Below are 636 nucleotides of genomic sequence, written 5' to 3' on the forward strand. Positions count from 1 at the left end.
GAGTTCGATTTCCTGCCGGATCAGGGTGGACAGGTCCCGGGTGACCTCGCCGAGGAGGTCACCGAGGGAGGTGGTGTCGGCCTTGACGTGCGCGGCCGTATGCGGGGCATCGGGTATCTGGCTGCTCACAGGGGACGCCCCCCACCCTCAACGGCTCCGGCCCCAACGTAGGGATCGTCAATGTCCCGCAGCGCTCCGGCCGATGACCCGGTGGGAAGTGACTGCGTGGATACAGGTCCTGTACGGTAGATGCTCGGCTCGCCTGCGCCAGCCGTGACGGTGCTCTCCGTCGCGGCAAGCCTGGCTGGCTGGGAGGGCGTGAAGCCGGTTGCGGTTGCCGTGGGGGCGCCTGTTGCGGTGCCGGTTTCGGGGGCGCCGGCCTGCAGGCTGCGGCCCAGTCGTCCGGCCACGAGTCCTGCGCCTGCCGCGAGGAGCAGGAAGGTGCCGGGSCGSTGGCGGGCGAAGGACTTGACYTCGTTCAGCAGCGAGCCCGGATCCCGGTTGTCCAGCCAGGAAGCGACCGATTCGGAGCGGTCGGCGGCCTGCCGGATCAGGTCCGCGGCCACCCCCTGCTGGTCMGGSGCGTCGGCCATGGTGCGCAGCTGYGAGGAGATGGTGCGGATGCCTTCGGCGGCC

General features: G+C 70.6%; 2 pseudogenes. Both read right to left on the reverse strand.

Going from position 1 to position 636, the window contains the following annotated elements:
• A pseudogene (locus AC1DFE_RS24115) lies at positions 1-129 on the reverse strand (phage holin family protein); the annotation flags it as partial.
• Positions 126-636: pseudogene (locus tag AC1DFE_RS24120) on the reverse strand (hypothetical protein); the annotation flags it as partial. The pseudogenes AC1DFE_RS24115 and AC1DFE_RS24120, both read right to left, overlap by 4 nt.

The sequence above is a fragment of the Arthrobacter sp. 05T423 genome (assembly GCF_056396245.1).